We start from the raw sequence: 12,233 nt of genomic DNA on the forward strand, positions 1-12,233 counted from the left end.
CCTGGCCCCACATCTCTGTTCGCTGCCCCGATAGTGCGCCTATCCTCCGGACCCCACGTTCAGCTGGTTGTGAATAATTACGCCACGCACAAGACGCCGTTGATCTATAGATGGCGGGTAGAACGGCAGCGTTTGTCTGCCGTTACAATGCCCCTGCAAAACAACACGCGGTGTTGCGAACTTCGGCCAGGACACTGGATGTTCGCTGGTGGAGTGGTCGAGGTGTTCGGCCCCAGCCGATTGGCCTTGGGCCGGCTTCGAGATCGTATGGCAGCTACTCGCCTCGTTCGTCGCGCGCGTCCGCCTACCGTAGCTGTCACCAATGTGCGAGACGTTCGCGCTGAATGCACAAGCTTGCCGTACTTTACGATCGGACTCAGTCCGAAATTCCGCGCATGCTGTTTTTGAGTGGAATCGGAATATTCAGAGGGGTCGGTTTCTGCTTCAACCTCCATGCCGGAGGACGGAGGCCAGCATGGATGACGGGAGCCCTATTCGGAACACATCCGGGAGCGGGCTTGGGCAGGAGCTCACGCGGACGAGATGGTTCCTTAGTTTGCGGAGGCGGTCCAGATCAGTCCCTTGTGTGTGACGAAGTGGAAAAATCTAAGGCGGGATAGGGAAAGCCTGGGGGATGTCCCGGGTTCTGTTGAATTTCTGAAGAGGTCGGCGTTGCCCACCTTGAGCCGGTAGGCTCGGGGTGCTGATTCCACAAAGGAGAGCAACGCCATGACGAGAGATATCACACCGGCTGGTTCGCCGGCGACCGGGGCTGTGGACGAAGCGCTTGCAGAAGTGCGGGCGAGCTTCGATCGGTTCTGCCTTGCGGCAGGGATCGAGGCGCTCGGCACGATGATGGAGGCGGATGTCACGGCGGCCTGCGGGCCGCGCCACGGTCGCGACGCGGCACGGCGGGCGCACCGTTGGGGCCGAACGCGGGGACGGATCGGCTTCCACGGCGGCAAGATCGAGGTCGAGCGCCCGCGGGTCCGGGGCGTGGACGGCCGCGAGGTCACGATCCCGAGCTGGGAAACGGCGGCGGCGGAGGATTGGCTCGGTCGCTGGGCGATGAACCTGATGCTGATCAATGTGTCGACGCGCCGGTTCGGCCGCGCTGTCCGGCTGCCCGAGGGTGACGTGCCGGCACCGCCCGGATCGGGGGTTTCGAAGTCGGCGGCCTCGCGGAGGTTCGTAGCGCTGTCGGCGGCGCGGCTGGCCGACTTCATGGCTGCCGATCTGTCCGCGCTCGACCTTCTGGTGGTCCAAATCGACGGGCTGCATCTCGGCGACGATCTCGTGCTGGTCGCCGCGATCGGGGTTGACGGCGAAGGCAACAAGCATCCGCTGGCTCTGGTGGAAGGGGCGACCGAGAATGCCGCGACGGTGCAGGCCCTGCTGGACAACCTGATCTCGCGCGGGCTCGACCCGACAGTGCCAAGACTGTTTATCGCCGACGGCGCGAAGGCGTTGTCGAAGGCGATCCGCCGCACCTTCGGTTCGGCCGCTGCGATCCAGCGCTGCCAGATCCACAAGGCGCGCAACATCATGGAACGCCTGCCGAAAGAGCATCATGCGGCCACCCGTCGGGTGCTGCGCCAGGCCTGGGAGCTCGATGACGCCGACAAGGCTGAAAAATTGATCCGCAATCTCGCGCGTCGACTCGACCAGCAATGGCCCGGCGTAGCGGCCAGCATCCTCGAAGGCCTCGACGAAATCCTGACTGTCGTCCGGTTGAAGTTGCCGAAGGAGCTTCGTCGATCGCTCGCCTGTACCAACATCGCCGAGAACATGATGGGCACCATTCGCCGCGTCACGCGCAACGTCAAACGCTGGCGAGATGCCGGTATGGCCTTGCGATGGGTTGCGGCCGGCATGATCGAGGCCAACAAGGGCTTCCGACGATTGAAGGCGCATAAGCAATTGTCGGTTCTGCGTGCGGCTCTTCAAGCTCGCCACAATCGCATGACGATCAACCCCGTTGCCCACGTCACGAGGGCCGCGTAACATTCAGTCCGGCGACGTCGGCCCGACCTAGTTCAACAGCGATCGGGACATCCCCAAAGCCTGTCCCGTGGCAAGATCGGCGACCAAATGAACCGGGTTCTCTTGGATGCCAACGCCGACTGCACAAACGCATTCGTCGGGGGCGTTGTTCGCAAGCTGACGCAGGAGCTGGCTGCACGCGGGATCAAGACAGACATGCGGGCGGTGTGGACTTTTGTTCACACCGAGGGGCGCAGATTCAACAAAATGCTTATACCAGCCGAGCAGGATAGCCCCGACGCTGCCCGCAAGGGATGCGTTGGAAAGCACATCAAGGCAGGATCGACGTCGCGCGGTTGGTTTTTTATCGTAGCAGATGAAGTGGGCCACACTGCCGACGCTCTCGTTCCGAACGCGCGGGTGCGATCGCTGCTGAAAGATTGTGAGACGGTGGGCGCCAATGGCACGCATGGTGGCATTCCAAGCAAGAGGCTACATGATCTATCAAGAGGCTCAGGTTCTTGGCGGTACAAGGGCGAACGCGCGGCGATTGTGGGCATTGTACCAAGCAAGACAGTCGGAAAGGGGATGGCGCAGATCCGCCGCATCGTAAGGCGGCTGGCCGACATCTTACGCCTGGCGATCCGCATGGCCTAGTTTGGCAAGGGCGAGGGACCGAACGAAGCTCTCGATCCCTCGGACCGGGTTTGTCCAGTCCGACAACTGGCCTGCTCGCGGCTCTCGCCGGTCTTAAATCTGCGATTCGTCATCAACAGATTCGTACATCAACCCGCCCAAGTGCCGAGTTCTTGCCCAGCCTCGCGGGACAAAACGGGCAACGGCAATTTCTACGCACAAGATACGGCGGAAAAAAGCTGGGAGCGGCCTCCCTGGTTTCAAGGGCGGGGCGGACGAGTCAGGACGTCGCTGTTGAGCTCAGCGAAGCGCAAAGCTGGCACGACCAGTGGTGCTGACCGCAAATGGTCATGATGATGACGGTCCCACGTTCATCGGGCATGCGGTGTCAGAACGGTGGCCGCGGCGGCGATGGCATCAACACCAGCCAGCAACGTAGTGGAACCGGAAGGAGCGCAGAAGCTGCTAGAATTGGTGGGTTGTGCACATTCGGTCCAATTGAGAATGATCTTCAAAAAAATCGTTCCCTAGCATTTGAATTGGAAATGATCTCAATTGAGGAAATGGGAGATAGATTCCATGCGCGCGATTCTACTGCTCTTGCCGTCGGTGCTGCTGTTCATGTTGACTGAGTCTTCATTCACCACGTTTGCACAGTCGGAGAGCCCTGTTGTTACCTCGATTCGCAAAGCAGGCCTCATTAAGGTAGCGGTGGCCTCGCTCCCCCCTTACATCGTCGTATCGCCGAGCGGGGACGTGATGGGTTCATCGATAGATCTGCAGAACATGGCGCTCAAAGCAATGGGGCTGCCAGGGCTTACGCCGATACTCGCCTCCTGGGATGCCATGGTCCCCGGGCTGCTGGCGCACCAGTTTGACTACCTTGGCGCTGGCCTCAACATCACGGACGAACGCTGTAAAGCGGCATTGCTTTCGAGGCCGTATTACGTGAGCCAGACCGGGCTTTACGTCCTGCCCGGAAATCCGAAGCATCTCTCAGGTCTGGCAGACGTCGCCCGTCGTCCCAACATGAAGGTTGCGGCACTAGCGGGCGAATCAGCCTACAACAATTATGCAAAGGAGCAGGGAGTTATGCCCAGCCAAATGCTGACGGTCCCAGACAATCAAGCTGGCGTCGCGGCAGTCATCGGCGGTCGGGTGGATGCCTTTATCATTGGTCAACTCAGCATTCCGGAGCCGGAGCAGAAGGGCGTCGAGGTAGTCCTCGACAAACAGTCACCAGTATTTGGGTCGGCTCTCGTGTTTCGAAAGGAAGACGACGCCTTCCGCAATTCATTTAATGATCAGCTCAATATACTCATCAAGAACGGAACGCTGCAGAGCCTTTACGAGAAGTACGGAATTACGAACGGTGATGCGATGGTTCAAATGCTCTCCAAATTCACCACGGCTGGTGACCTCGTGCCAAGCTGCAAATAGGGCAATGATCATGAGCGCCATTGTAGAGTACTGGCCTGCACTGGCGCGGGGCTTCTGGGTGACCACGTGGGTGTCAATCTGGATTTTCGTCGGTGCCGCACTCGGCGCTATGGTCCTCGGCACCCTGAGGGTTTCCAAGATCCCTACGATACGAATTGCTTCGATACTCCTAGTCGAACTCATTCGCGCCCCCTCCGCCCTGGTGCTCCTATTCTGGGTTTTCTATGCGCTGCCGCTCCTGCCAGGAATGCCACGCCTATCCCCTCTCGCGGCGGTGATCCTCGTGCTGGCGCTCGACGGAGCCGCGTACGGCGCCGAAATCGTCCGCGCAGGCATTGAAGGCGTGCCTCGCGGACAAAAGGATGCGTGTCATGCTCTCGGTCTGACCGAGCTGCAGAGTCTAATGAAAGTAATTCTGCCACTAGCTCTCTCGCAGATTGTGCCAGCTTTCGGCAGCCTGACGAGAAGCATGGTCAAATGGACCTCGATCGTGAGCTTCGTCGGTGTGCAAGATGTGGTGTACGTTGCGAACTATATCCGCGTCCAAACATACGATGCGATCACGGTGTTTGGTCTCCTTGTCGTCCTTTATTGGATCCTGAACATTCTTTGCGGCGCTGCTTTTAGCGCGCTTGAGCAGGTTCTGCCGCTGAACCGTGCCCTGCGAGCTCCGCGCGAATCGGCCCAGGCAGATCGCAAGGGGGGCGCTACTGCAGGAACTGCCCGATGAGGTGGGACTGGAGCTTTGTCCTGAGAATGTTGCCGAGCGTATGGGAACGATTGTGATACACCGTTGGTCACGCGAGCTCGGCGATTGCACTCATTGTCGGACTGCTGGTTGCTCTCGGTGAGAGCGTGAGTGCTGGGCTCGCGCCAAGCTTGTGCACTTTTGGCTCGAACTCTTTCAGGGGGTGCTGAAGGTTGTGAAGCATTATTTCGTGTTCTATGCCTACCGCAGGAGGATTACACTTCCGGCGATACCTGTTTGGATTGGTATGCTGGAGTAGTCTACGCCGCATATTGTTCAGGGGTGTACCGAGCAGCCTGATCACGATCCGCCCGAACTACGCGATGCATTTGTGGCGCTCCATTTGGGGCCATATACTACATGGCGGCGCGTGCTTGTTCCATTGATGATCAAGCACTCCTTGCTTGGCATGTTTCGGGAAACGGCTGCCATAGGGGCCTCATCTATTTGAACATAAATTTGCCGTTCCTTTATCTCCGTTCCCGAGTCAAGGACATACATGTCTAGCACTGTGGAGCTTGACTCTGCAGATCGCCCTAGCGTCAAACGGAATAGAAGCAGATGCATCCGGGTCCCAATCGCAGCAGTGGATGCGGGCAATCGATTTTGAGAAGATGTCCAAATCCATTTAGCGCTCACCGCGTGCTGGTTTGATCTCGACGTGCAGGTGCGCTCCGGCGAAAAGATCAGCCCTGATTGGCCCCGGAAGGAAAGACGACTGCGCTGCGTCTAGCGATGACCCTTGAAAAGCGGAGTAGGGGTTGACATCAGGAGTTTCGGCGAGGGCACGACCGCGAAACCATACTCGAAGGCGGGACAGGGGCGAATCCGCCGCCTGTCCGGATGGGTGTTTTAGCAGTTTAATTGTGTCCGTGTTTGACATTGTTAGAGACCCTGGCCCTAGCGGACAGTCATGAAGAAGTCCATAGAGCATGCTGATAACGCCCTCAACCTGCGGATGGTTCGCTTGGACAGTAAAATGGCGTCCGTATCCCGCAGAGGCTTTCCTGGAGGCCAGCAACAACGCATCGCGATCGCGCGGGAGCTGATTTTGGACCCTGACATTCTCCTGCTTGGCGAGATCACGTCTGCGCTGGACCCCGAACTTGCCAGGTGAGTTTGACTTCGTCGCAATATAGCGCACGCGAGCAGGGTTGAGCTGCTGCTTGTCATGCATGACATACGCTTGGCGAGCGAAGTCTCCGACCGCATTGCTGTCATCGATGCGCCGCGTCACCTAGGACGGTTCGCCCATAAGGTCTCTAGAATCGGGAATGCGAGCGCGCACGATCATTTCTGGAGTTCATGTTGAACCGCCGAGCCTGAGCTGCGTCAGTAGATTGAAAAGAAGAATGCAAGCGACCTTTTTGACGGGCAGGGTTATTGGCTTTTTGCTCGCGGGAAGTGCTAGGCCCATCCGGTACTGCGGCTTCTTTGGCTCTCGTAAGAAGCATTTACTGGGTAGTTACCGTAAAGCGTTTCGGCACAGTCACTCGTAATCAGCCCCCTCTTATCAGAGTGGCAGATGGAGCTTTAAATTGAAATAGATTATCAGCTACGTTTGCAAACTGCAAAAGGGCTTCCTGCTTTCGTTCCGCCAGATCCACCAGTTCGGATTATCTTGAACGTTCTCATTACTTGTACCCAGGTCAGGCGAAGACTGATCTGGGGCCGGCAAACTTGACCATTTTAGCTAGAGTTCTCGCTGCCGAATCCACTCGGCTGGGAGGAGCGGACACGGAGGCCCAGAAGGCGTTCATCAAAGGCCATGAGGGGGTTGGAGGAGAACGCCAAGCTGAAGAAGCTGGCGGCGGACCTGTCGCTCGACAAGGAGATGCTGCAGGACGTGATCCGCCGAAAGCTATGAAGCCTGTCCGGAAAGCGCAAGCTGGTCGACCAGGTCCGCAGCGGATGGCAGGTCTCGATCCGAAGGGGACGCTCTCGAGTTCGACCGCTCGACCTACCATTACAAGTACCGTCGCTCCGCCCAGGCCGCTCTTGAAGATCGGATCAAGGAGACCTGCCATTTCGCGTTCGCTACGGCTATCGGCGTGTCCACGTCTTGCTGCGCCGCGGGGGATGGCGCCACGGCCAGAATAAGACCGTCGCATCTATTGCGAATTGGGCCTGCAATTGCGCAACAAAACGCCGAAGCGTCGAGTTAAGGCCAAGTTGCGCGATGACCGCAAGCCGGCGACGCGGTCGAACGAGACCCGGGCGATGGAGTTTGTCCACGATCATTTGCGACGGGGTATAAGCTGCGCGTGCTCACGATCGTTGATATCTTCTCCCGCTTCTTACCGGTGCTGCAGCCACGGTTCACCTTCCGCAGCAGCGACGTCGTGGCGATGCTGGAAAGGGGCTGTAAGGAAGTGGGGTTCTCGGCAACGATCCGCGTTAGCCTTTGTCGTCAATGAGGGTAGACATCGGCGGCGCGAGTTCCAAGAGGGCCGGTCCTGCCGTAATACCTGCGGCTTGCCTTGGAGTGAGATGAAATGCGCAAAGGTCGCAGTCAGGATCGCTCAGCGCGTGGACTTTCGTGGTTCGCCCACCGCGCGCGTGGCCGATCGCCTGTTCATGCTGCCGCCTTTTCCGCCGCTCGCCGCGCGATGCGCTTTGACCGTGATGGACTCGATGGACAAAGTGAGCGGTCGTGTGCTTCAAAGATCGCCTGCCAATGTTCCGCTTGGCGCAGCGTTGATTGTAGATCATCGCGTACGGACCACAGTCGGGCGGGCAATCGCGCCAGCGTGCGCTGCACTGAAGCATGTGAATGATACCGCTGATGATGCGTAGATCGTCATTTGCGCGTCGGGCTGGTCTGCTTCGTGGGCAGATGCGGGTTTATCTGAACCACTGCTTCTCGTTGAGTCAGAACAGCCGCTTGCGCTCGAAGTCCCCCCGCCGAATCAACTCGATGCGAAGGAATCAGGGTTCGCTAATTAGCTACAGACCCTAGCGTGTGATACAGCGAGCGGGCTGGAAAAGCGACTGGTCTGCTGCTCAAAAAAGGCCAGCCAAATGACAGCGGATCGAGACCCACAAGAAGATGTAGGTGCGCGGGCAATACAAGACGTGATAATCGCCAGTGAACGGTCGTTCGGACTCGGAGGCTATATGAAGAGGCTAGCGCAGTCGACGTTGGGCAAGGTGGTGAGTTTGACGTCGGTCAAACCTAATACGCCGAAGAATCTATTGAGTTCCTCGACATGCAGAGCGCGTTTTCTCGATACCTTAAAAAGAGCACTAGCAGCAATCGATGATATCCCGTTCATCAAAACTGTAAGGTGTTTGGGCGGCGCCTCGCTCAGTGGTCATCTAAAGTGGAGGAGCAGCGCAGCTCGGGTTGATCGCCTAGCGCTTGGTATGGCTTAGCCGTCCGTATGACTGACCATTATCGTGTCGTTAACTTGCGCACTAGCTCGTCCGCTCTCCTCCAACTTTTCAAGCGTGTCGCGTACAGAGAGCCTAGCAAGTATTCTTGGAACCCAATTCGATGGCTCCTCTGCCTAATATCTCAGCTCTTCTACGCCTGCCGCGTGAACTCGGTATTGACGCAATCGTAGCGACGAGCCCCGGGAATTTCATCTACACGAGCTGCGTCTGCCTAATGTCAGTCTCCAGACTGAGGCGTCAAGCCTTTGTTATCTTACCCGCAGCTGGAGACCCGGTTGCGTTGGTCGCTACGACGGAGCGAAGGCAGATACTTGAGGAGAGTTGGATCAAGGACGTTCGTACCTATACCGAATTTGCGAATGATCCGGCGGACTCCCTTGCAGACGTGCTCGTAAGTATCCGCAAGAACAACGGCACAGTTGGTCTCGATCTCGATTACATGCCGGTGGCCACGTATGCGCGTCTTGTGAGCCGGCTGCCCGGCATCCAGTTCATTGATACCGGTAAGCACGTCGCCGCAATTCGCGCAGTCAAATTGCCATTTGAAATCGAGCTGCTTGAGAAGGCCGCTAAACAGACGCACCGAGCCGTGCTGGAGGCCATGAGCAGTAGTGGACCGGGTGATACGGAGAGAGTGATGGCCAATCGCGTCGCTGATGGCCTCCTCAAAGAGGGAGCTGAGGAAATAGCCTTTTTGTATTTCGCTAGTGGCCATCGCACCTCCCACAATCATCCGCGTCCTACCGATCGAATGCCCTCGACGGGCGAGATTATACGATTGGACGTCGGCGGAAAGTACGGTGCATGGGGGAGCGACTTTGCGCGGACCTATTCAACCGGGGAACCTTCGCTGCTGCAGCGCGAAACATATCAAAAGCTGTGGGATCTACACACATCTATTATCAACCAGATAAGACCGGGCGTGGCCGCGGAGGACTCCTACTTCTTCTGCGAGAAGCAGGCTGAGAAGCTCGGGCTGGATTTTGGTATGGTGTGGGTCGGTCATAGTTTCGGCATTGAGAATCACGAATTCCCGATGATCCGGCCTGGTGAAAAGACAAAGCTGGAAGCGGGTATGGTTTTCAATATAGAGCCGATGGTCAGAGACTCCGATGGTGCAATGTATCACCTTGAAGATCTGTTTGTCGTAACGGACCACGGCCCACGCTTGCTGACTTTGGGTTTTGCTCCTCGCGAAATTCCGGTCATTGGCGAAACGATTGCGATATAAAAGGAAGTGGCGGCCCGACTGAAAGCTCGCCATCGGTGAACGGGAAGCGCTACCCGGCCTCCTCGCTCGCTCACCGGTGGCCGCTCTTTGTCGTGAACTGCTCTGATCAAGGATGAAGTTGAAGGACGGATGACGCGTTATGAGCGGGTGGGACTACATCATCGTCGGTGGTGGGGCGGCTGGCTGCGTGCTCGCTAGTCGCCTGAGTGAGGATGCAAACGCCAAAGTTTTGCTGCTCGAGGCGGGGCCGCGGGACAAGTCAATGTGGATCGACATTCCCGCAGGGTACACCAAGCTCATGAACCACAAGAAATTCAACTGGAACTATAAGGCGGAGGCCGACGACCGCCTTGCTGGCCGCCGTCTGCCGCACCCAAGCGGCCGCGTGCTAGGCGGCGGCAGCTCGATCAACGGCATGCTCTATGTGCGCGGTCAGCCACTCGATTACAACACCTGGAGCGAGCGTGGCAATCGTGGCTGGTCCTATGAAGAGGTGCTGCGATACTTCAAAAGATCGGAGCACTACGAGGGACATGGAGACCATTCGCGCGGCAAAGAAGGCCTCCTTAATGTGTGCGACATCACGGAGCCCCATGTGCTGTGCGACGCCTTTATCGATGCGGCTGAAGCCTGGGGCTTTCCGCGAAACAAGGACTACAACAACGGAAGGCAGGAAGGCTTTGGCTACTATCAGGTGACGACTAGGAACAGTCGGCGGTGGTCAGCCGTTCGGGCCTTCTTGGATCCAGCGCGAAGCCGGTCAAACCTGCGCATCGAAACCGATGCACTTGTGGACAAAGTCCTGCTTGAGGGCCGGCGCGCGGTTGGCGTCGCCTACATCATGCAGGACGAGAAGCGACAGGCGCGCTGCAGCCGGGACGTGATCGTGTCGTGCGGTGCGCTTCAGTCGCCAGGGTTGCTGGAGCGTTCCGGGATTGGCCAGCCTGAGCTCCTCAAGAGGCTTGGAATCCAGGTCCGTCATGAACTCACAGGGGTTGGAGAGAACTACGTTAATCACTTCGCTGAGAGCTTGGTTTGGCGCGTCAAGGAGCCGATCACGTACAACGATGAGGCGCGAGGGCTCTCGCTACTGCGCGAGATCGCTCGCTACTATGGCAGGGGTACGGGTTTGCTCACGCGCACGCCGGGTCCTGTCTTCGGCTTCGTGCGCACGCTGCCCAACTTGGCAACTCCCGACGTGCAGTTTTTTATGGCACCCGGGAGCTACGATCCAGCGCGGTGTGGTCGCCTTGACACGAACCCCGGCATGACGGTCTTGATATACCAATGTCGCCCCGATTCTCGGGGCTCCATCCACATTAAATCACCGGCGTCCGGCAGCGAGCCCGCTATCCGGGCGAACTTCCTTTCGGCGCAGGCCGACCGCGACTGCGCGGTGGCCGGCATGCAGATCGCGCGCAAGATCGTGCAACACCCTGCCATAACTAAATACATATCTTTTGAGATCCGGCCTGGCGACAAGGTACAGAGCTATGACGAATGGCTTGACTACGCGCTCCGTACTGGAGGAGGATTTTCCCACTTTGTTGGCACTTGCCGGATGGGCCACGATTCGAAGGCAGTGGTAGACGACAGATTAAACGTTCACGGCCTTGTCGCCTTGCGCGTGATCGATGCCTCGATCATGCCGACGGTGCCCTCAGGCAACACCTATGCTCCCACTATCATGGTGGCCGAAAAGGGCGCCGAGATGATCAAGGAAGATGCCAAGGAGCGCACCAAGCAGAGGTGACATGGGCGAGATATATCCTCCGCTGCCTAGCTGGTGTAAACGTAAATGGCGGCGTGCTGCGCTGCACGTGATGCTGGCGATGTTCCCCGGCGGCAGAAAGGCCTCTGCTTCGAAATAAAGGACTAGACCGATATGAGGGACATGAAAGCCGCCACGGACTCGCTAGAAGCAACAATGTCAAAAATTCTCTGGGGCTGTGAGGTCGCTCTTTCCAGTGGGACTACTCTTTCGCCATAGGGGATCAAATGCGCCGTGGGCGTCAAATGTAAATTGTGTAAACAGAAGGAATAGCTATGATTACGGTCGGCGTCATTGTCCTGCCGGAAAGGTCTTTTCGTCGTCCGGCAGGAGATGCAGGCAGTGTCAACTCATACCCCTGTCGGACCATCTTACATGTTGCTCACGGTTTAACCCCTAGCGACGTGGTGCTGCCGGCGCCAAATACGGCCCTGCTTGCCCCCTATTTGGAGGGGGCTCTTAAACTTCAAGAACGGGGCGCGAACGTTGTCACGACCACATGCGGATTTCTGATTCCTCTGCAACGCGCGATTGCAGAACAGCTGCGGATTCCATTTATAGCTTCGTCTCTCCTGCAGATTCCGCTTGTGCACAGTCTCGTGCGAGGCCGGGTCGGCATAATTACCGCAAATGATGAAGCACTGACGGAGAGCTATCTTCAGCTGGCAGGTGTTTCCGACGACATCCCTATAGCGGTGCTCGGATTACAGCACCACAAGGAGTTTGCAGACCCTTACTTGAATGGGGTTGGCCGACTGGATCTGCAACGGATCGAAGATAGTGTAGCGTGTGCTTCGCAGCGGTTGCTGCAGCGCTGTCCCGATATCAAGGCTTTTGTCTGCGAGTGTCACAACTTACCGCCGTTTGGGCGGGCAATTCAGCGAAGGACGGGTAAACCCGTATTTGACATCCTAAGCCTCGTTAGCTTTGCGCTGCACGGAATCAACAAGCCGATTTTCGCGCGGGGATAGCTTCAATGTGATCGGTCAAAAAAGATATTCATGGCCGGGCCAGAGTTGACTTTCCTT

General features: G+C 57.7%; 8 protein-coding genes and 3 pseudogenes. 10 read left to right on the forward strand and 1 reads right to left on the reverse strand.

From position 1 onward, the window contains the following. Positions 1 to 729 precede the first annotated feature (729 nt). The 7 genes and pseudogenes from ACNJX8_RS09230 to ACNJX8_RS09260 all read left to right on the forward strand — a co-directional run. A complete protein-coding gene (locus ACNJX8_RS09230; RefSeq protein WP_439360350.1) occupies positions 730 to 2,004 on the forward strand; it encodes an IS256 family transposase in 1,275 nt (424 codons plus the stop codon). An 87-nt stretch (positions 2,005 to 2,091) separates the two neighbouring features. Next, positions 2,092 to 2,640 carry a hypothetical protein gene (locus ACNJX8_RS09235; RefSeq protein ID WP_439360351.1) on the forward strand — a complete coding sequence of 183 codons (549 nt, stop codon included), beginning with the start codon at positions 2,092 to 2,094 and terminating at the stop codon, positions 2,638 to 2,640. A gap of 329 nt (positions 2,641 to 2,969) precedes the next feature. Beyond that, a complete protein-coding gene (locus ACNJX8_RS09240; RefSeq protein WP_439360352.1) occupies positions 2,970 to 3,251 on the forward strand; it encodes a hypothetical protein in 282 nt (93 codons plus the stop codon). Continuing rightward, positions 3,199 to 4,059 carry a transporter substrate-binding domain-containing protein gene (locus ACNJX8_RS09245; RefSeq protein WP_439360353.1) on the forward strand — a complete coding sequence of 287 codons (861 nt, stop codon included), beginning with the start codon at positions 3,199 to 3,201 and terminating at the stop codon, positions 4,057 to 4,059. The genes ACNJX8_RS09240 and ACNJX8_RS09245 overlap by 53 nt, the downstream gene beginning before the upstream one ends. Positions 4,060 to 4,069: 10 nt before the next feature. Then, on the forward strand, positions 4,070 to 4,789 hold the full coding sequence (locus tag ACNJX8_RS09250) for an amino acid ABC transporter permease (RefSeq protein ID WP_439360354.1): 720 nt from the start codon (positions 4,070 to 4,072) through the stop codon (positions 4,787 to 4,789). 1,018 nt (positions 4,790 to 5,807) lie between these two features. Further along, positions 5,808 to 5,921 (forward strand): annotated as a pseudogene (locus ACNJX8_RS09255) (peptide ABC transporter ATP-binding protein); the annotation flags it as partial. A 654-nt stretch (positions 5,922 to 6,575) separates the two neighbouring features. After that, positions 6,576 to 7,206 (forward strand): annotated as a pseudogene (locus ACNJX8_RS09260) (IS3 family transposase); the annotation flags it as partial. Position 7,207: 1 nt separating this feature from the next. Here ACNJX8_RS09260 and ACNJX8_RS09265 read toward each other — a convergent pair. Further along, positions 7,208 to 7,678, reverse strand: a pseudogene (locus ACNJX8_RS09265) (transposase); the annotation flags it as partial. A gap of 625 nt (positions 7,679 to 8,303) precedes the next feature. Between ACNJX8_RS09265 and ACNJX8_RS09270 the strand changes: the two are divergent. From ACNJX8_RS09270 to ACNJX8_RS09280, 3 genes are all read left to right on the forward strand, one after another. Beyond that, positions 8,304 to 9,434, forward strand: a complete 1,131-nt coding sequence (locus ACNJX8_RS09270) for a M24 family metallopeptidase (protein ID WP_439360355.1) — start codon at positions 8,304 to 8,306, stop codon at positions 9,432 to 9,434. Positions 9,435 to 9,573: 139 nt separating this feature from the next. After that, positions 9,574 to 11,187 (forward strand): GMC family oxidoreductase, encoded by a 1,614-nt coding sequence (locus ACNJX8_RS09275; protein ID WP_439360356.1) that lies wholly within the window; start codon positions 9,574 to 9,576, stop codon positions 11,185 to 11,187. 293 nt (positions 11,188 to 11,480) lie between these two features. Further along, positions 11,481 to 12,176 (forward strand): hypothetical protein, encoded by a 696-nt coding sequence (locus ACNJX8_RS09280; RefSeq protein ID WP_439360357.1) that lies wholly within the window; start codon positions 11,481 to 11,483, stop codon positions 12,174 to 12,176. The last annotated feature ends 57 nt before the right edge of the window (positions 12,177 to 12,233 follow it).

Origin of the sequence: Bradyrhizobium sp. SPXBL-04 (assembly GCF_051853035.1) — a bacterium.
Lineage (GTDB): Bacteria > Pseudomonadota > Alphaproteobacteria > Rhizobiales > Xanthobacteraceae > Bradyrhizobium > Bradyrhizobium zhanjiangense.

Excerpts from the sequence above, each read along its gene's own strand:
- ACNJX8_RS09230 (WP_439360350.1), top strand. The coding sequence starts at position 730 with ATGACGAGAGATATCACACCGGCTGGTTCGCCGGCGACCGGGGCTGTG.
- ACNJX8_RS09235 (WP_439360351.1), top strand. The coding sequence starts at position 2,092 with ATGAACCGGGTTCTCTTGGATGCCAACGCCGACTGCACAAACGCATTC.
- ACNJX8_RS09240 (WP_439360352.1), top strand. The coding sequence starts at position 2,970 with ATGATGATGACGGTCCCACGTTCATCGGGCATGCGGTGTCAGAACGGT.
- ACNJX8_RS09245 (WP_439360353.1), top strand. The coding sequence starts at position 3,199 with ATGCGCGCGATTCTACTGCTCTTGCCGTCGGTGCTGCTGTTCATGTTG.
- ACNJX8_RS09250 (WP_439360354.1), top strand. The coding sequence starts at position 4,070 with ATGAGCGCCATTGTAGAGTACTGGCCTGCACTGGCGCGGGGCTTCTGG.
- ACNJX8_RS09270 (WP_439360355.1), top strand. The coding sequence starts at position 8,304 with ATGGCTCCTCTGCCTAATATCTCAGCTCTTCTACGCCTGCCGCGTGAA.
- ACNJX8_RS09275 (WP_439360356.1), top strand. The coding sequence starts at position 9,574 with ATGAGCGGGTGGGACTACATCATCGTCGGTGGTGGGGCGGCTGGCTGC.
- ACNJX8_RS09280 (WP_439360357.1), top strand. The coding sequence starts at position 11,481 with ATGATTACGGTCGGCGTCATTGTCCTGCCGGAAAGGTCTTTTCGTCGT.